This is a genomic window from Thalassobacter sp. (assembly GCF_982993085.1).
In genome coordinates, this window is record NZ_CEZFMW010000073.1 from 1 (window position 1) to 17268 (window position 17268).

A 17268-nucleotide genomic window follows, 5' to 3' on the forward strand; every position below is an offset into this window, starting at 1 on the left:
GAAACCTTATTAGAGAAATCCAAAATTAGTGGCACTGAAATTGGGGGCTAGACAGACGCTTGGTTCACCGACAGTCCAAACTGTTCCATCAAATCGCTACGATTCACATGACTCTCCCAAAATAATCGGAACTCGATAAATTCGAGGCGCTGTGCCACTCCCCAACGAAGCTCCGACTTGTCGTTACTCACTTTGCACTCCTGACACGGCGCGTATGCTTACTGTACGCACCCATTTATTGTGCTCACGATCACGCTAGCGGGGAGTCATGTCGTGTTCAATCGAAATCTTGCGCAATTACGGGAGGTTGCTATGGAATGTGCAGTTTTGGTTAGAATGGTGCGAATGCGGGCGAGGGTTGCCGAGAGGTACCGGTTGGCAAGCCCTCCACTTCTTGGACGACTTTGGACTAGGCTGATCGGCTGATTTTCCAATGAGCGTCAGGTTTGCGCGGAGTTGCGCATCCGTTACGTGGGTCCCGACACTGGCACGAGAGAGAGTTGGGCGCGTGACTCATCCCCTTCACCACTTTCTCTAAAACGACACCATGTGTGGTATCGGCGCAAGCCGTGTAGCATTAGGCTGTCCGTATTAGACTGCACTGCAAAGAGTAGCATAGCAGCTGCTCTTACCCAGCGAACACGTCACGCGATCGCTTTCCGGAATGCCTCAATCTCGTCCGCGCTGGCGGATTGGCCTGTGAATGCCAGTAAGTAGCCGGGCAAGCGGGACAGGCGGATGTCCAAGCTTTCGGACAGTTCCAGCGCGTAATAGCCGATCTGTTGGTAGTAGAGCACGCGGGCGCGGATATCGGCCTCTTCGGGGCTATAGTCATGACGGGCAAACATATCGCGCAGGGCGTCGGTGCGGGCGGCATCGCTGCGGTCAATAACGGCGCGCACGCAAGGGTCACGGCGCGACCATTCCCGCACGGCAAAATCAAGCTGATAGTTAAAGCCCTCTGGCCGCACGACACAGACGAAAAAGTTGCAAAGCGCCTCAGTGATGGTGGCGGCGGGCAGGTTGGCGTGATGGATCAAGATACCGGTGTTTGTGCGCTCCCACTCGGCCAAGAGTTGATCCAAAAGGTCTTCGCGGCTTTTGAAATACCAGTAAAAACTGGATCGCGAGACGCCCAGCGCTGCCCCAATCTTCAAGATTTTGACGTCTTGCACCCCGTCTGAGATTAACAGGTCCATCGCAGCCCTTAGCCAGTCCTCTCGGGTGGCTTTGGTCTGCGGAAGGGATGTGTCTGGGCTGCTCAACTGACCGGAACCGCCCCGCCCTCAGCGGTGCGCGCGGTGATAAATGCGTTGAGTGCGCGCAACCGTTCAGGCGTCGCATTGGCGGGAGGTTTGTGCGTGGCGACAATCTCTTGCCAGAGGGCCGTCGCGCGGGTGGAGGCGTCGAGCGCGCCGCGCTCTGTCCATGTGCCAAAGTTGGACCAATCCGCCACGACCGGCGCGTAGAATGCGCTGGCGTAACGCTCCATCGTGTGGGCGCAGCCAAAGAAGTGCCCGCCGGGCTGGACCTCTTTGAGGGCCTCAAACGCCATCGCGGCTTCATCGGCGGCGGTGGGCGTGCACAGTTCTGCCATCACCTGGACCATCTCCATGTCGGTGATGAATTTCTCGTAGGATACGCTCAGCCCACCCTCTAGCCAGCCCGCAGCGTGGATGATGACGGTGGCCCCAGCCATCAACGCACCCCAAGCGCTGATCTCTGTTTCGTGGGCGGCTTGGGCGTCATTGATATTGGCCGCGCACCCGGCCGCGTTGCGCCATGGCAGGCCGAGGTGGCGCGCCATTTGTCCCGTTCCAAGGCTGGCTTTGACCTGCTCGGGCGTGCCGAATGCGGGCGCACCTGATTTCATATCCACGTTAGATGAGAATGAGCCATACATCACCGGCGCGCCGGGATTTGCCAGTTGCGTCAGGGTGATCGCGGCCATCGCCTCTGCGTGGCTTAGCACCAATGCGCCCGCCACCGTGACGGGTGCCATCGCCCCCATCAGGCAGAACGGCGTGACAACAGACGGCTGACCGTACCGGGCGAAATCAATGAGCCCCTGCGCCATAGGGATGTCGATCTGGCGCGGAGAATTGGTGTTGATAATGGTGTAGCAATGCGGCGCTGCACGGAATTCAGCCTCGGACAGGCCCCGAAATTCACGGATCATTTCAAAGCAGTCCATCACCTGCTCGGTGCCACGTGAAAACACGAAGGGCACTTTGTCCGAAAGGGTCAACTGTGCCTTGGTAAAGGCATAATGGCGGACCTCGGGTGCGATATCCTGTGGCTCAACCCCGGGGCTCAGCATCTGGATCGCGTCAAAGTGCTGTACCATCTGCGTCAATTCCTCGACGTCTCGCAGCGCGCCGGGGCGGCGCCCCCGTTTTAGGTCGGTCACATTGGGCGCGCCTGCCCCGCTTTGGAACGACAGAGTGCCAAGTTCCATGACGACTTCACGCTCTGCAGATCCGCCTTGGATGGTGAACGATTTGGGCGCGGTCGCGAGGGCCGCATCCACGATGTCTGCGTCGAGATAGACCATATCATCGACCACCCGCGCGCCTGCTGCCGCAAACAGGTCCCGCGCCTCGGGCAACAGAACCTTGATACCAAGCTCACGCAGAACCCGCAGAGAGGTGGCGTGCAGTTCTGCCACCTCGTCTTGCGAAAACACGTTTTGCGGCGTGAACGGATTGCGCAACTGGCGATAGTTGACCGTGCGCCGGGGTGTTGTGTCAGCCAGAGCGCGCTTGCGCCCGCGGCGCATTGGGGGCGGCTGCTCGTTCATGATACCCCCCGCATGGCATTGCCCGCCGGATCATACGGCGAGGCCGCAATCACTGTCGCGCCCCGTTCCACCCCGACAACGTGCATCGTTAATTCGGTGCCCGCAGCGGCGCAGTCTTGGTTCACCATGCCCATCGCGAGCGATTTGCCCGTCGTGTGACCGAACCCGCCTGAGGTCACGAAGCCGACCTTTTCGCCATTCCGCCAAATCGGTTCATACCCGCTGGCGTCGGCATCTTTGGCATCCACTTCCATGGTGACCAAGACCTGCGCCGGGCCATCGCCCTCACGCTCAGCTTCGGCGGCTGCTTTGCCCACAAAGTCCTTGGACCAATCGATCCAACGATCCATGCCGGTTTGCGCAGCCGTGTAGCCTTGGGTGAATTCTGCCGACCAAATGCCAAAGCTTTTCTCCAGCCGCAGGGAAAGGAGCGCGTTAAAGCCGATCTCTTTGATGCCGTGGGCGGCGCCTGCTGCCAAAAGCGTTTCGCGCAGGGTAATGTGTTCCGCCGCTGAGCAGTGGATTTCATAACCCAACTCACCCGCCACCGACAGCCGCCCGACCTTGCACCGCAGCATTCCGATATCGAATGTTCCACATCCCATGAACGGTAGTGTGGCGATGTCGTCTTGTGTGACAGCCTCCATCACTTTGCGTGCGTTCGGCCCGGACACCGAGAACCCGACCGTTGCATCGGCGATGTCCGTGACGGTCACGCCTTCGTCCATATGATCATCGAACCAGCGCATGTGCCATTCGCGCAAGTAGTAGCTGCCCATAATCCACCACGTCCCGTCGCCCCAGTTAAAGACCGTCAGATCACCCTTCAACTTACCCGTGGGCGACAGCATTGGGGCCAGCTTGGCGCGGCCGGGTTTGGGCAATTTGGAGGCCATGATCCGATCTAGCCAAGCCTCCGCTCCGGGGCCGGTGACCTCAAACCGCGAAAAGCCCGAGATATCCAATAGGCCCACGGCCTCACGGGTGGCTTTGCATTCCGCCGCCACCAGATCAAACGCGTTTGAGCGTTTGAGCGTCGGCGTTTCCTCAAACCCTTCGGGGGCGAAGTAGAGGGGCATTTCCAAGCCATAGCTTGCCCCCCAGCGTGCGCCCGCTGCCGACATCGCATCATAGGCGGAGGCCTTTTTCAGCGGACGCCCTGCGGGGAGTTGTTCGTTCGGGTAGGTCATGACGAAACGGCGGGTATAGAACTGGCCCGTCGTTTCGCGGATGAACTGGCGGTTTTCGGCAAACTTGCCATAGCGCGCGACGTCCATGCCAAAAACGTCGGCCTCTGGTTCGCCGTGGATCATCCACTCCGCCAGTGATTTGCCGACACCCCCGCCCTGCAGGAAGCCCGCCATCACCGCACAGGCGCACCAATACCCGGGCTTGCCGCGCACCGGCCCGACGAGCGGGTTCCCATCGGGTGAGAACGTGAAGGCCCCGTTGACCCAGGTTTTTACCCCGACCTCTTGAAGCGCAGGATAGCGTTCAAAGCCAAGGATCAGTTCATTTTCGATGCGGTCGGTCTGTTCTTGGAACAACTCCATCCCGTAATCCCACGGCGCGCCATCCAGCGCCCAGTGTTCGTGATCAATCTCATAGATACCAAGCAGAACACCCTTTTGGTCCTGCCGCAGATAAGTAAAGCCCTCTAGGTCCACCGTCATCGGGACCTCGAAATCCAATTCCTCTAGTTGAGGGATCGTGTCCGAAATCAGGTAGTGGTGTTTAAGCGGCGCGACCGGCAGCTCAATCCCCGCCATACGACCCAACTGCTTGGCCCACAGGCCGCCCGCGTTGACCACATGCTCACACGTGACAACGCCCTTGTCCGTAATAACGCGCCAGCCATCTGCGGTCTGCTCCAAGGCCTCGACCTTGGTATGTTCAAACACCGATGCGCCACGTTTCTTGGCCGCGATGGCATAGGCTTGGACCGTACCGGTGGTGTCGACGTAACCCTCTCGGTCGGCCCACATGCCGCCCAAGAGGCCCTCGGGGGACATGATAGGGCACAGTTCGTGTGCCTCTTCGGGGGTGACAAGGCGACAATCCTCAATCCCGATGGATTGGAACGTGCGATAGGCCGATTGCAACCATTCCCAACGGTCCGGCGTGCCCGCCATTGTCAGCCCACCGGTCATGTGCAGACCGATGGATTGGCCAGATTCCTTTTCAATCTCGGGCAAAAGATCGATCGTGTAGGCCTGCAGGGCCGCAATATTGGGGTCCGCGTTAAGCGCGTGGATACCACCCGCCGCGTGCCATGATGATCCCGCCGTTAGAATAGACCGCTCCAGCAGACACACGTCATCCCAGCCGAATTTGGCCAAGTGGTACAAAACCGAGGCGCCAACGACGCCCCCTCCGATGACAACAACGCGGTAGTGCGATTTCATGACAAGCCTCCCAGAATCAGTCTGTTTTGGAGACGCTAGAACGGGAATTTCGATCCGTCTAGACACTTGTGTCCAGACAGCTATGGCCAGTCTCTTCGAGACCTGTAAGCTGGGCTGGGAAAATGCCATATGGGCGCGCTAAAATTCCTCGCGTTCTCTGTGCCTGCACCCCTTGTTGTGCCCGTCGTGGACAGCGCCGCTGCAAGGCTTGGCAAAGTCCTTGGGGACGGCCCAGTGATGGTCCAAATTATAACTGCCGCACAGATGGGCGACGTTTTACGCGCCATGATCAATGGGCCGGCACCGGTTGACCCAACGATCACCGATCCCGCCCAAGAAACTTCTGGTTCCGTGATGCGGGTTCAGGCACACTCCCGCCCACCACGGGGAGATGGAGAGGATATCACAATGAACCGTCACACCATTCTTGGCGCCATCGCAGCTGCAAGCATATGGCTAGCGCCCCCCATTCAGGCGCAAGAGGTCACGTTGAACCTACATCAGTTTTTGCCAGCCCAAGCCAACGTGCCCAAGCTGATCTTGGACGTTTGGGCCGATAAAATCGAGGCGGACTCAGACGGGCGCATCCAGATCAACCGCTTTCCATCCATGCAGCTGGGCGGTGTGCCACCAGAACTGATGGACCAAGCAATTGACGGTGTGGCCGACATCATTTGGACTGTGGTTGGCTACACGCCCGGCCGTTTTCCCCGCACCGAGGTGTTTGAGCTGCCGTTCTTCGTCAGCGATGCCGCCGCCGCATCCAGCGCGTACTGGCAGATGTACGAACGGCACATGCGCGACACCGAATTTCGCGATGTCCACGTGTTGGGCACATGGGTGCATGGCCCCGGCGTGATCCACTCGCAGGATGCGATCACCACCCCCGAGGACATGACTGGCGTCAAAGCACGGGGCGCCAGCCGCATGGTGAACCAGCTTTTGGGCGAACTGGGCGCCACGCCTGTGGGCATGCCCGTTCCGGCCATCCCCGAGGCCCTATCGAAGGGTGTTGTGGATGCCGTGACAATCCCGTGGGAAGTCACCGGCGGGCTAAAGGTGCCGGAACTGGTGTCCAACCACACCGAGTTTGAAGGCAACATGCTGTATACATTGACCTTTGTGTTGGCGATGAACGCCGATAGCTACGCAGCCCTGCCCGATGATCTAAAGGCGGTGGTCGATGCGAACTCTGGCCTAGGGTTTTCGGTCAACGCAGGCCGCATTCAACAGGACGCGGACGCCCCGGCGCGCGCCCAGGCCGTCGCGCGCGGCAATACCATCACCACAATCACCGATCCAAGCGATTGGGTTGCCAAAACCGCACCAATCTACAGCGCGTGGATCGCTGAGATGGAGGCAAAGGGCATCGACGGACAAGCGTTGATTGACGAGGCAAAGGCCCTTATGGCTGCGCACGGCAACTAACGCGCCCTAAACCGGGCGCTCTCGCGGAGGGGTCGGGCATGGTGCACCGGGCAATGATGACAGTCTGCCGGGCCATGGCCTTGGTGGGTGGGCTGGTGTTGATCGCACTGATCACCCTTGTGTGCGTGTCGATCTTGGGGCGTGCGTTGAACGGCCTATTGCATAGCATGGGCGACTTTGCGCTTGCCCAAACCCTGCTGGACCTTGGGATCGGACCCGTCACCGGCGACTTTGAACTGGTCGAAGCGGGCATGGCATTTGCAATCTTCTCGTTCCTGCCGCTGTGTCAAATCACGGGGGCGCATGCCTCGGTCGATATCTTCACCTCCAAATTGCCGCCATGGGGTTTGCGGGTCCTGAAAGCCGCGATTGAGGTGCTGTTTGCGACTGTCTTGGTCATCATCGCAATGCAATTGTACGAGGGCACGCAGTCCAAGATGCGTTCGGGCCAGACGACATTCCTGCTGCAATTTCCCATCTGGTGGGCCTATGTCGCAAGCTTGTTTGCCGCCAGCCTTGCGGCACTTGTGGCCTGCTACATGGTTGTTCTTCGGTTTTGGGCCGTGCTGACCGCGGATGAAAGCCTGTTGGAGACAGACGTACAATGACCCCATTGGAAATAGGCGCATGGTCCTTTCCGACCCTGTTGGTCCTCATCTTTTTGCGGGTCCCGATCGGGTTGGCCATGTTTTCAACTGGGTTTGTGGGACTGTACCTAGTGACGGGATCCACGAACTTGGCGCTCGCGCGGCTCAAATCCGAGAGCTTTACGACGTTTTCTAACTACTCGCTTTCGATTGTACCCATGTTCCTGTTGATGGGGTATTTCGCGACCGTTGGCGGCATGTCGCAGGCGTTATTCAAGGCGGCCGAAGGTTTTTTGGGGCACCGGCGCGGTGGTGTGGCCATGGCCGCAGTCGGGGCCTGCGCAGGATTTGGCGCGATCTGTGGATCATCGTTGGCTACGGCGGCGACCATGGGTCGAACCGCCCTGCCCGAGTTGCGCCGCTACGGCTATTCCGGCGGGTTCTCGACCGCGACACTAGCGGCGGGCGGCACGCTGGGCATTTTGATCCCGCCCTCAGTCATCCTCGTGATCTATGCGATCCTAACAGAGCAAAACATCGCCAAGCTGTTTTTGGCCGCACTTGCGCCGGGGTTGTTGGCGGCGGCGGGCTATATGCTGACGATCTCGATCTACGTGCGGCTGTATCCGAACGCTGCCGGCACCAAACCTGCTGTGCCATGGGCCCAGAGATTTGATGCGTTGTGGCGGGTTTGGCCTGTTTTGATGGTATTTCTGACCGTGGTGGGCGGCATTTATGGTGGCATATTCACCCCCACAGAGGGCGCCGCCGTGGGCGCAATGGGTACAGCCCTGATCGCGCTCGCCAAAGGCGGGTTAACGAGCCGCGTCTTGACCGAAGGGCTGCTATCCACAGCGAAAACCACCGGGTTTATCTTTTTCATCGTGCTGGGCGCGGCATTCTACAACGGGTTCCTCGCGCTGACCCGCGTGCCGCAGGAATTATCAGCCTTTGTAGTAGACCAAGGCTTTGCGCCAATGGTCGTGCTGTGCCTGATCTTGGTATTCTATCTCATCTTTGGGTGCCTGATGGACAGCTTGTCCATGATCCTGTTGACGGTACCGATCTTTTTTCCCGTCATCTCGGCACTGGACTTCGGCATGACGACAGAACACGTGGCGATCTGGTTCGGCATCCTTGTGTTGATCGTGGTAGAGGTTGGGTTGATCACACCGCCCGTTGGGATGAACCTGTTCATTATCAATGCCATGGATAAAACTACATCCATGATCGAAACCTATAAGTCGGTTCTGTTCTTTGTCGCATCGGACATCGTTCGGGTGATCATTTTGGTCGCCTTCCCCGGCATCACACTGTTCTTGATTGCGCCATGACACCCATCATCTTTGACCTCGACGGGACGCTTTTGAACAGCGCGCCCGATATCCAAGCTGCCGTTAATCGCCTGATGGGCGAAATTGGCCAAGAGCCGCTTGATCTAGCGACTGTGATTTCCTTCATCGGTAGTGGAATCGGCGTGTTGTGCACACGGGTTGCTGAGCATCATGGCCTGCCTGCCGCGGACGTGCCCGACCTGACGGCGCGGCTGCTTGCGCATTACAACGCGGATCCAGCCACGCTGACACACGCCTATCCCGGTGTGTTTGAGGCTCTGTCTGAGCTTCGCAAGCGCGGGCATCCGATGGCCGTTTGCACCAACAAACCCGAGGGCCCTGCGCGCAAGGTTTTGGCGACATTCGGAATGGATGCGTTTTTTGACGCCGTCGTCGGTGGCGACACCTGTGCGACCCGCAAGCCAGACGCAGAACCGCTACGCGAAACGATGGCGCGGCTTGGCCATGCAGACTGCATCTATGTAGGCGACAGCGAGGTCGATGCCGAAACGGCCAAGGCCGCTGGGGTGCCATTCGTGTTCTTTACCCACGGGTATTGCCACGTTCCGCCCGCCACACTGACCATCCATGCGACGCTGAACGATTGGACCGATTTGCCCCAGATCGTAGCCGAGCTGACCGCCTAGGCCTTTGTCAGAAAGTCGATGACGGTTCGGTTAAATGCGTCTGGCTTTTCTAGATGCACCGCATGTGCGCAATCTGGCAGTACGGCAAGGCTGGTGCGCGGAATTGTTTGCCATAATTGTTCCGTCTGAGGCCACGCGTAAGTGCGATCTCGATCCCCCCAAATTACGAGTGTCTCGGGCTGTAGCTGTGCCAACGCGTCCACACCGGACCACGCCTGCATTGCATCCAAGCCCGCTAGCATTGCGTCTAACCCGGCTTGCTCTGCGATTGCGGCGCATTCTTCATACCCGGGCGACTGCGTACCGTGCAAAAACCAACTCGCCGCGATACGCCGCGCAGTTATGCAGGGGCCGTCCGCTTGGGCGCGCACCTTGCTTTGTGCGATGGTTTCAAACCGGCCCGGCAGGACACCCAGCGCGCCGGTGGAATACAAAATCAACTTATCGATCCGCCCGCCTGCACAGCGAGCCACCTCTTGGACGATCATGCCCCCCATAGAGTGCCCCAACAGGTTGAAACGATCCACGCCGCGCGCATCCAGCTGACCCAACACCCAATCCGCAAAGGCCGGAATAGACAGCAGAGCAGGCAGATGAGCATTGCGACCAAACCCCGGCAAATCCAGTGCGATCACATGACAAGTTTCTGACAGTGCCGCTATTTGTGCCTGCCACTGTGCGCTGCCGCCCAGAAACCCGTGCACCATTACAAGCGGTATCACTTACGCTGTCCCTGCACGATGCGATCAAGGATCATGGCACAAAACAGGATGGCAAAACCTGCGAGAATGCCTTGGCCAACGTTGGCGTATTGCAGCGCCTCTAGGACGTCCTCGCCCAGACCCTTGGCCCCGATCAGCGAAGCCACAACCACCATAGCAAGCGACAGCATGATCGTCTGATTGATGCCCGCCCGGATCGAGGGACTGGCCAGTGGAAGGTCAACGCGCGTGAGCAGATACCATTTGTTCGCCCCAAATGAGATCGCGGCCTCTCGGACGCTTTCGGGGACCCCGCGCAGGCCCAACACCGTTAGGCGCACCACCGGCGTACCCCCAAAGATCATGGTGGTGACAACTGCGGCGGGTTTGCCAGTACCAAAGAACGCGATCACCGGGATCATGAAAACGAACGCGGGCATGGTTTGCATGAAATCCATCACCGGCTGGATCGCGGCATAAAACCGGGGGCGCCTCGCCGCGAACATACCCAGTGGGATACCGATCAGGATCGACAGGCATGCCGCGGTTCCCAGCAGGGCTAGCGTTGTCATCGCCTTTTCCCAAAAGCCCAAGAGCCCCATATAGGATAGGAATGCGCCGGAATAGATAGCCATCCGCACCCCTGCCGTGAGCCACGTCAAAAGAATGATCAACGCCGCGATCACGATCCATGGGGTACTGACAAAGACGATCTCAAGCGCGTCGAGCACGAGCCGGATCACAAAGGTGATCCCGTCGAACAGCGCGTCGCCGTTTAGGACCGCCCAGTTAAAAAAGTTCTCGACCCAGTCGATGCTGATCAGGCGGATATCAGGATCAGTCGGGAACGCGCTGAGCAAGGTAAACCGCCCCGGCAAACTGTAGTGCAGCATGGCAGCGAGCACGATCAGGGCCATGAAAACCGCGCTGAACACAATTTGCGATACGGGCATGCCTGAACGAACGGAACGATCAGAGACCCAATCCGAAAAGCGCGCCTCCAGCGCCCAGTTGGCGACAATGGCCTGTGCCGCCTTGGCCAGCAAAAGAATACAAACGCCGATCAAAACGATCTGTGGGCCTTGCGCAGCCAATGCGGCGGCTTCTTCGCGGATGCCACCTATGTTTTGCTCTAAGCTTTCGACAGCGCGGCGGAACGCGTCCACACGGTCAGAGCCTGCTTCAATCGCTGCGGTCAACTGCTGGCGACGCAAATCGAGCGTCCCTTCAATCGAGGCGATCCGCGCCATCGCATCTGCGCCCAAATCCCCGAACAAACCGCGTGCAATTTGCACCAGTGCCAAAGCCTCAAGGATCAAAAACGGCAGCGCCCATGACCAAAGCCCGCGCGCCCCAAACCAGACCGGGCCAAACAGCCCCGCCATTAGGTTCAGCGTCGGGGTAAAGCGGGCCGAGGCGCCGATTTTGTTGAAGTTCTTGATGTAGTAATCCGGGTTGGTGCGAACAAAGGTGCGGATGTTGTCGCGCCGTTCTTTTGCGTAGGCGATTGCAGCGTCGCTGTTGGGATCGTCGAGGGGGTTTACCGTGGCGTCCATCATGAGACCTCCGTGCCTTCGATGACCGTGCGCAACAAATCTGCACGTGTGATAATGCCGACATCCGCGCCGGATGCGTTCACCACGATTGGACTTTCGTCATCAATCGCGAGGGTGATCAGTTTGCTCAGCGTTTCGTGGCCATCCACGCGCGGGGCATCCGACGTGATAGGGCCGTTAGTGGCCATATATGCCGCGATCGGCTGCATCACGGCATGGGCATGCACGACCTTTAGCCGCGAAATGCCCGCCACGAAGTCAGCCACATAATCATCGGCGGGGTTCATCACGATATCCTCGGCGGTGCCGATCTGAACCACTTTGCCGTCGCGCATAATGGCGATGCGGTCACCGATGCGGACCGCCTCATCAAGGTCGTGGGTAATGAAGATGGTCGTCTTTTTCAGAATCTTCGACAGCCGAATGAATTCGTCCTGCAACTGTCGCCGGATCAGCGGATCCAGCGCTGAGAACGGCTCATCCATCAAAAGGACATCGGGGTTGGCTGCGAGCGCGCGTGCCAAGCCAACGCGCTGCTGCATACCGCCTGAAAGTTCATGCGCGAACTTGGAGCCCCACGCGCCAAGCTCAACAATATCAAGGATCGCCGCAGCCTGCCGCATCCTCTCGTTCTTGGCGACTTGTCGAATTTCGAGGGGCATGGCCACATTATCCAGAACGGAGCGGTGCGGCATAAGGGCAAAGTTCTGAAATACCATGCCGATCTTGCGGTTGCGAAAGGCCTGGAGCTCTTTGGGAGCGAGGGCCATCACATCGGTGCCCTCAATCGCAATCTTGCCGGCGGTGGGTTCCAACAAACGGTTAAAGTGGCGCACCAGGGTCGACTTGCCGCTGCCCGACAGCCCCATGATGCAGAAAATCTCACCGCGATTGACTGATAGGCTCACGTCAGCGACGCCCACGACCGCGTTAAATTCCGCAAGGACCTCCGCTTTGGTCAGACCACGATCTCGGATCGCCTTTAGCGCTTGCTCGGGTCTGCCGCCGAAGATTTTCCAAACGTTTGAAATCTCAATGACGCGATCGTCACTTTTCATAATTACCCCACCCACCGTCGGAAATGTCGGCACCGACTATCGCCCGTACCGACGTTTGTGTTGAGCGACGCGGCCCTAAAGGCCCAGCATCGCATCCACACGGTCAGAGTTTGCCGCAACCCATTCCGCTGCCACATCCGCAGGCTCACGGCCATTGGCGCTGATCTCAAAGGCGAGGCTGCTCACATCATCTGCGGTCAGCTCAAAGTTGGCAAAGAACTCCGCAATCGCGGGCGAGCGCCCCTCAAGGGAGTTGGACCACGCGATTTGCACCTGCTTGAGGTCATCTTTACTGGCCACCATGGATTTTTCGTACCAGTCCGCATCATCAGAGGGTTGGAACATCACATACTTTTCAGGGTCATACGCAGGCTCAGTCAGCATGGTGACGTCAAACATGTACCACACAGCATGGGGCTCATAGCAGTAGAACGCGTAGCCTTCGCCTTTGGCGATGCTGTCCTTGATGCGGGCGGTTTTCACCGCTTCTTCAGCGCGGATCGGCTCCAGAAAATCAAGAAGGCCATAATCACGTACTTTAACCTCATTGACGTTGGCAGAGGCCCAGCCGGGTGCCCCGATCCACATTTCACCTAATCCATCGCCGTCACTGTCCATTAGGGCCGCAACATCCGGGCGCCCTAGATCAGCGATGTCAGTAATGCTGTTGGCGGCAGCAAAATCCTTGGACACGCAGAAGCCTTGATTGCCTTGATAGGGGTTCGACGAAAGCGTGACGGTTCCTGCCTCATCCACGTATTGCTTGGTAAAACTTTCTTGGTTCGGCAGCCACACATCGGGATGTACGTCGATGTCACCCTCACCTTGGTCCATCGCCTGAAAAATCGTGGCGTTGTTGCCGGGAACATAATCAACCGTACCGCCGATGCGGGTCGTTACGACCTCGCCCAGAACGTAGGCAATTGCTTGCGCGCCTGTCCAAGATGGAACACCGATGTTCACGTTTTCCGCAAAGGCAGGCACACCAATCACGCTTACCAGCGCGGCGGCCATCAAGTTACGTTTCATAGTCATTTTGTGGATCTCCTTGTTGGTCAGTTTTTTGTTGGTCAGTTTTTGCTTTTTAGGTGGTCGTGTATCCCGGCAGATCAAAGGTCTCGGGATAGCCGAACAATGCCGCGCTCCCGCCGGTATGGAGAAAGACAACGTTATCCATTCCCGCAAAGTGGCCGTTCCGGACCAGATCGATCAGCCCGTCGAGGCCTTTGCCAGAATATACCGGGTCGAAAAGCAGGCCTTCGGTTTCGGCCAGCAGCTTGATAGCCGCGATCATCCCGTCCGTAGGAAGGCCATAGCCCGCGCCGACATACTCACAGTTTGCCCGAACGTCGGAGCGTGCAATTTGCGCGGATGATCCAAGGTGCGCAGCGGTTCGCAGCGCAAGGTCATAGACCATGCCTTCTTGTTTCTCTTGTGGGGCGCGCACCCCGATGCCGAGCAAATGGATATCGCTTTGCAACGCTGCCAAGCCCGCAACAAGACCCGCTTGGGTGCCCGAACTGCCCGTGGCGTGAACCAGCGCGTCGATCTTGAGGCCCATATCGCTGGCCTGTTCGACCAGTTCGCGGGCACAATTCACGTAGCCTAATGCGCCAATGGGATTAGAGCCGCCGCCGGGGATCACGTAGGGAATTTTCCCTTTAGCGCGGAGGGTTTCGGCAAGGTCTTCCATCTCAGTCGCCATATCAGTGCCTCCGCTCCGCTTGGCGACGGTCGCACCATGCAGACGGTCCAACAGGACATTCCCACTCATGATATAGCTTGGATCGTTTGAGCCGGTGCGGTCCTCAAGAAGTATGTGACAGGCCATGCCTAGCTTGGCCGCGGCGGCTGCCGTTTGGCGGGCGTGATTGGATTGTGTCGCACCTTGGGTGATGATCGTATCGGCACCGTTTGCTTGAGCGTCAGCCATCAGAAACTCAAGCTTGCGAGTTTTATTGCCACCCGATGAGAGCCCCGTGCAATCGTCCCGTTTGACCCACAGACGCGGGCCGCCAAGCAATTCACTGAGCCGATCCATCGGCTCTAGGGGTGTAGGAAGATGCCCCAGCGCAACGCGCGGAAACCGGGCCAGTTGAATCGCAAGGTCCTTGCAGCGGCTTGCAGTCAAGTCCGCGAAGTCGGTGTTATCATGGCCCACCAATTGATCAGTAACAGTCACAGCGCCCCCCAGTTTTGTATCTGGTAAAAGCTTCTTCTGGACCAAATCAGAAAAACAGTGCTTTTTTCTATGACCGCTCATAGCGTTTGTATGACTAAGAGGAATCGGCCCATGCACTTACAGTCACTTGATGACGTTCTTGTCCTACTAGAAGAGGGCAATCTCTCGCGGGCGGCAGCGCGTCGAAACATCACGCAGCCTGCGTTTTCACGGCGCATCCGAGGGTTTGAGGATTGGCTTGGGGTTGAGGTGTTGGACCGGCACACCAATCGCGTAGACATCAGTCAGGCGCTGATTTCTAACGAGGGAGAGATACGCGCCCTTATTGCGCGCCTTCGTGAGTTGCGCACAAAAATTGGGCGCTATGATGCAAGCCGCAGCACCATAGCAATTTCCACACAACATGCCGCTACATGCTCTACCTTTCCGGATATGGCGCTGAGAGCGCGCGCATCTCTTCCTGGGCTTCAGTTTCGGCTGCGCGCCGGGAACCTAAACGATTGCGTGACCATGTTTCTCCGCGGCGACACCAGCATGTTACTTTGCTATGAAGCCGAGAGTGTCGGCCCCCTACAATTCGGGCCGGACATTCTGCGAGGGATCTGGGGTAACGACTATCTAATTCCAGTGGTGGGCGGCGCACTGCGCTACCGCATTCGGGATAAGGGTCGTGTCGCCGCCGACACCCCCGCAATCGTGTACCCAGAAGACAGCTATTTCGGGAAAGTTCTGCACAACAGCGGGCGACCGTTCGGCGTGCCGGGGGCAGACACGAGCGCCTTTACCGTGACTGCCTTTTCAAGTGGTGTACGCGAACTCATATTGGCGGGATTAGGTATCGGATGGCTGCCCTTTAGCATGATCCATCAGGAGGTCCAAAGTGGCGCACTAATCTCGCTTGCGAACACCTATGGCAAGGAGCCACTTCAGGTCGCAGTATATGCCGATAGCAGGATGTCGACCGCGCAGTCATTGATGGAAGTTTGGACCCAAGATAATTAACCCGCCCCACAAGTTTTTGCGCCGGAGGCTTCGCTAGGCCGGATTAGTTTTTGGTGCAGTAACGATCCGTTGTGGAGACAACCGTAGTAGGCGGTAATCAATCAGCAAGAGAGCGAAGAAAACCACCTGACCAATTATGGCATCGAGTGACGATGACGTAAGCTGCGCCCATGAACCGCCGGAGATGAGACTTGAGATGGAAGCGCAGATCACAGCAGTGGCAAACCCGCAAAGCATAATGTGACGCCAGTTGAATCCGACCACTCCACTTGCAACGCGCAATCCTAATTTGCGAGCAGCGATGAAAGCGAAGGGGAGAATTAGAATAGAAAGTACGGGCTCATGCGCCGCTAGTACCCAAAAATTGCTAGAATCATTTGGCCAAGAATATATCCACATCGCAGGCATTAGCAGGAAGGGAATCGACTTTAGGCCAAAAAGCCAAGCGATGAGCACACTAAAGCCATAAGTTAGGAAAACGCCGGACGCCACGTCATCATTAGATGGCAGGTTACTTGTAAGAATAGATATGATACTTGCGTCCAGAGAATGCAGTGAAAGATACACAGTGGACACAATTAGGAATTCAATTAATATCGTAATTCTTAATACAATAATGGTACGCATGGTCGCTTTCCTTACCAAAACAGCCCTCAGCACCACCCCTGACACGAAGTCTCATCTTGAATTTTAAGATATAGACTTTCGATCTGAAACGGCATATTATCATAAGATACAACTTGTAATCTTTTGCTGTAACGAGCAAAACGGCGATAATTGGGATGGCTTTGCAACGTCAAAGTCTTAAAAATATCGTCAAGATGACGCTAGATCATACGGGTGCACATGCCAACGGCCGCAAAACTAAGAGCTCTGCTCAAAGCAATGGAAGAAGACCTTGGGTTCACTGACTGGCCCGAGCACAGCAAGGACATCTATTACGCCTTGCAGTTACTCTCCGAGGACGGACAACACGCCTCGCTTGCTGAGCTGAAGAAGCACAAGCTTACTGCCGAGATTGCATACCCTACGTTGTTCCGTGGGCTTCAGAAGCTCATTGAAGAAGGCAAGATCAGACGCGTAGGAACGGCACGTTCGGGCCTCTACGAAGTTGTGGGCGGGGTCGCTGCTGACGATTGACCGGCTTTTGTTCGTCGCAAATTACCTAGCGATGGTCTCGATCTGTCTTTGTATGGTTTTTGGGATTTACACCTCAAAGAAAACGTAGCTGCCCGGCTCCAGTGTCATTTCTAGGGACAGCTCCGAAGCAGCAACGATTACGTCTTCAATAATATCGTTAACATTTAATCTAGTTGGGGCCGCCAATTCTCTCGCGATTTTTGCCATGCCGGGCAGAACAAAAGCTGCTTGGCCAGGTCGTTGCGCCTCAACCAAACGTTAAGAGGCCTCAATCGCTTCAAGTGGTAGGCACAGATTACGAAATTTCTGGGTATACGATATTAGGCAAAGCAGGCTAACAGCCGTCCACCAGCAGATTGGGATTTACCGTGTAATTTGGCGCAGGCGTTTTTTAGTTCTACCACAGCCCAAAAGCTACTGCGGTCTGG

At 57.4% G+C, this 17268-nt stretch carries 15 protein-coding genes and 1 pseudogene; 6 read left to right on the forward strand and 10 right to left on the reverse strand.

Going from position 1 to position 17268, the window contains the following annotated elements:
- Positions 1–53: 53 nt before the first annotated feature.
- The 4 genes and pseudogenes from AC4GMC_RS11870 to AC4GMC_RS11885 all read right to left on the reverse strand — a co-directional run.
- Positions 54–191: pseudogene (locus AC4GMC_RS11870) on the reverse strand (BrxR family helix-turn-helix transcriptional regulator); the annotation flags it as partial.
- A 453-nt stretch (positions 192–644) separates the two neighbouring features.
- A complete protein-coding gene (locus AC4GMC_RS11875; RefSeq protein ID WP_487878478.1) occupies positions 645–1265 on the reverse strand; it encodes a TetR/AcrR family transcriptional regulator in 621 nt (206 codons plus the stop codon).
- A complete protein-coding gene (locus tag AC4GMC_RS11880) occupies positions 1262–2800 on the reverse strand; it encodes a trimethylamine methyltransferase family protein (protein WP_487878479.1) in 1539 nt (512 codons plus the stop codon). Before AC4GMC_RS11880 ends, AC4GMC_RS11875 begins: the two co-directional genes overlap by 4 nt.
- Positions 2797–5205, reverse strand: coding sequence for a GcvT family protein (locus AC4GMC_RS11885; RefSeq protein WP_487879362.1), 2409 nt, complete (start codon positions 5203–5205; stop codon positions 2797–2799). The genes AC4GMC_RS11880 and AC4GMC_RS11885 overlap by 4 nt, the downstream gene beginning before the upstream one ends.
- Before the next feature lie 408 nt (positions 5206–5613).
- Between AC4GMC_RS11885 and AC4GMC_RS11890 the strand changes: the two genes are divergently transcribed.
- From AC4GMC_RS11890 to gph, 4 genes are read left to right on the forward strand one after another with little or no spacing between them, the layout of a single operon-like run.
- On the forward strand, positions 5614–6633 hold the full coding sequence (locus AC4GMC_RS11890) for a TRAP transporter substrate-binding protein (RefSeq protein WP_487878599.1): 1020 nt from the start codon (positions 5614–5616) through the stop codon (positions 6631–6633).
- A 38-nt stretch (positions 6634–6671) separates the two neighbouring features.
- The gene (locus AC4GMC_RS11895; protein ID WP_487878597.1) at positions 6672–7241 is read left to right on the forward strand and encodes a TRAP transporter small permease; all 570 of its coding nucleotides are present in this window, start codon (positions 6672–6674) and stop codon (positions 7239–7241) included.
- Positions 7238–8554: a TRAP transporter large permease gene (locus tag AC4GMC_RS11900; protein ID WP_487878598.1), complete on the forward strand. Its 1317-nt coding sequence runs from the start codon at positions 7238–7240 to the stop codon at positions 8552–8554. Before AC4GMC_RS11895 ends, AC4GMC_RS11900 begins: the two co-directional genes overlap by 4 nt.
- Positions 8551–9201, forward strand: coding sequence for a phosphoglycolate phosphatase (gene gph, locus AC4GMC_RS11905; protein ID WP_487880249.1), 651 nt, complete (start codon positions 8551–8553; stop codon positions 9199–9201). Before AC4GMC_RS11900 ends, gph begins: the two co-directional genes overlap by 4 nt.
- Here the strand turns inward: gph and AC4GMC_RS11910 are convergent.
- From AC4GMC_RS11910 to cuyA, 5 genes are all read right to left on the reverse strand, one after another.
- Positions 9198–9923, reverse strand: a complete 726-nt coding sequence (locus tag AC4GMC_RS11910; protein WP_487877581.1) for an alpha/beta fold hydrolase — start codon at positions 9921–9923, stop codon at positions 9198–9200. The genes gph and AC4GMC_RS11910 overlap by 4 nt on opposite strands.
- On the reverse strand, positions 9920–11461 hold the full coding sequence (locus AC4GMC_RS11915) for an ABC transporter permease (RefSeq protein ID WP_487877582.1): 1542 nt from the start codon (positions 11459–11461) through the stop codon (positions 9920–9922). The genes AC4GMC_RS11910 and AC4GMC_RS11915 overlap by 4 nt, the downstream gene beginning before the upstream one ends.
- The gene (locus tag AC4GMC_RS11920; protein WP_487877583.1) at positions 11458–12516 is read right to left on the reverse strand and encodes a quaternary amine ABC transporter ATP-binding protein; all 1059 of its coding nucleotides are present in this window, start codon (positions 12514–12516) and stop codon (positions 11458–11460) included. The genes AC4GMC_RS11915 and AC4GMC_RS11920 overlap by 4 nt, the downstream gene beginning before the upstream one ends.
- Before the next feature lie 75 nt (positions 12517–12591).
- Positions 12592–13551, reverse strand: a complete 960-nt coding sequence (locus AC4GMC_RS11925) for an ABC transporter substrate-binding protein (protein WP_038003991.1) — start codon at positions 13549–13551, stop codon at positions 12592–12594.
- A 49-nt stretch (positions 13552–13600) separates the two neighbouring features.
- A complete protein-coding gene (gene cuyA, locus AC4GMC_RS11930) occupies positions 13601–14617 on the reverse strand; it encodes a D-cysteate sulfo-lyase (RefSeq protein ID WP_487877587.1) in 1017 nt (338 codons plus the stop codon).
- Positions 14618–14809: 192 nt separating this feature from the next.
- Between cuyA and AC4GMC_RS11935 the strand changes: the two genes are divergently transcribed.
- Positions 14810–15700: a LysR family transcriptional regulator gene (locus AC4GMC_RS11935; RefSeq protein ID WP_487877584.1), complete on the forward strand. Its 891-nt coding sequence runs from the start codon at positions 14810–14812 to the stop codon at positions 15698–15700.
- A 33-nt stretch (positions 15701–15733) separates the two neighbouring features.
- Here the strand turns inward: AC4GMC_RS11935 and AC4GMC_RS11940 are convergent, their stop codons facing one another.
- Positions 15734–16327: a hypothetical protein gene (locus AC4GMC_RS11940; protein WP_487877585.1), complete on the reverse strand. Its 594-nt coding sequence runs from the start codon at positions 16325–16327 to the stop codon at positions 15734–15736.
- A 213-nt stretch (positions 16328–16540) separates the two neighbouring features.
- Here AC4GMC_RS11940 and AC4GMC_RS11945 point away from each other — a divergent pair, with 213 nt between their 5' ends.
- Positions 16541–16840, forward strand: coding sequence for a hypothetical protein (locus AC4GMC_RS11945; protein WP_487877586.1), 300 nt, complete (start codon positions 16541–16543; stop codon positions 16838–16840).
- The last annotated feature ends 428 nt before the right edge of the window (positions 16841–17268 follow it).

What these genes read in the sequence shown, in the direction of transcription:
- AC4GMC_RS11890 (WP_487878599.1), top strand. Translation starts at nt 5,614, where the DNA reads ATGAACCGTCACACCATTCTTGGCGCCATCGCAGCTGCAAGCATATGG.
- AC4GMC_RS11880 (WP_487878479.1), bottom strand. Translation starts at nt 2,800, where the DNA reads ATGAACGAGCAGCCGCCCCCAATGCGCCGCGGGCGCAAGCGCGCTCTG.
- gph (WP_487880249.1), top strand. Translation starts at nt 8,551, where the DNA reads ATGACACCCATCATCTTTGACCTCGACGGGACGCTTTTGAACAGCGCG.
- AC4GMC_RS11900 (WP_487878598.1), top strand. Translation starts at nt 7,238, where the DNA reads ATGACCCCATTGGAAATAGGCGCATGGTCCTTTCCGACCCTGTTGGTC.
- AC4GMC_RS11915 (WP_487877582.1), bottom strand. Translation starts at nt 11,461, where the DNA reads ATGATGGACGCCACGGTAAACCCCCTCGACGATCCCAACAGCGACGCT.
- AC4GMC_RS11920 (WP_487877583.1), bottom strand. Translation starts at nt 12,516, where the DNA reads ATGAAAAGTGACGATCGCGTCATTGAGATTTCAAACGTTTGGAAAATC.
- AC4GMC_RS11925 (WP_038003991.1), bottom strand. Translation starts at nt 13,551, where the DNA reads ATGACTATGAAACGTAACTTGATGGCCGCCGCGCTGGTAAGCGTGATT.
- AC4GMC_RS11935 (WP_487877584.1), top strand. Translation starts at nt 14,810, where the DNA reads ATGCACTTACAGTCACTTGATGACGTTCTTGTCCTACTAGAAGAGGGC.
- AC4GMC_RS11895 (WP_487878597.1), top strand. Translation starts at nt 6,672, where the DNA reads ATGGTGCACCGGGCAATGATGACAGTCTGCCGGGCCATGGCCTTGGTG.
- AC4GMC_RS11885 (WP_487879362.1), bottom strand. Translation starts at nt 5,205, where the DNA reads ATGAAATCGCACTACCGCGTTGTTGTCATCGGAGGGGGCGTCGTTGGC.
- AC4GMC_RS11940 (WP_487877585.1), bottom strand. Translation starts at nt 16,327, where the DNA reads ATGCGTACCATTATTGTATTAAGAATTACGATATTAATTGAATTCCTA.